Annotated in this window: 1 protein-coding gene; it reads left to right on the top strand. The window is 64.0% G+C overall.

Annotation, left to right across the window (positions count from 1 at the left end):
• Positions 1–278 (top strand): aldehyde dehydrogenase family protein (locus ACSIPU_RS31300; RefSeq protein ID WP_435322593.1); only part of this gene is annotated, 278 nt, incomplete at both ends.

Genomic DNA, 278 nt, shown 5'->3' with positions numbered 1-278 from the left:
CGCGCGGCGAGGTGGCGAAATCGGCCAACCTCTGCGACTGGTACGCTGAACACGGCCCGGCGATGCTGGCGACGGAAGCTACCCTGGTGGAAAATAACCAGGCGGTAATTGAGTATCGTCCACTGGGCGCCATACTGGCGGTGATGCCGTGGAACTTCCCGGTCTGGCAGGTGATGCGCGGCGCGGTGCCGATCCTGCTGGCCGGCAACAGCTATCTGCTGAAGCATGCCCCGAACGTGATGGGCAGCGCCGGTCTGCTGGGCGAAATTTTTGCCGCC

Origin of the sequence: Klebsiella sp. HN106 (assembly GCF_051209435.1) — a bacterium.
GTDB lineage: Bacteria > Pseudomonadota > Gammaproteobacteria > Enterobacterales > Enterobacteriaceae > Klebsiella > Klebsiella oxytoca.
Note: the sequence above shows the minus strand (reverse complement) of the source record. Positions and strands in the feature narration are given on the sequence as shown.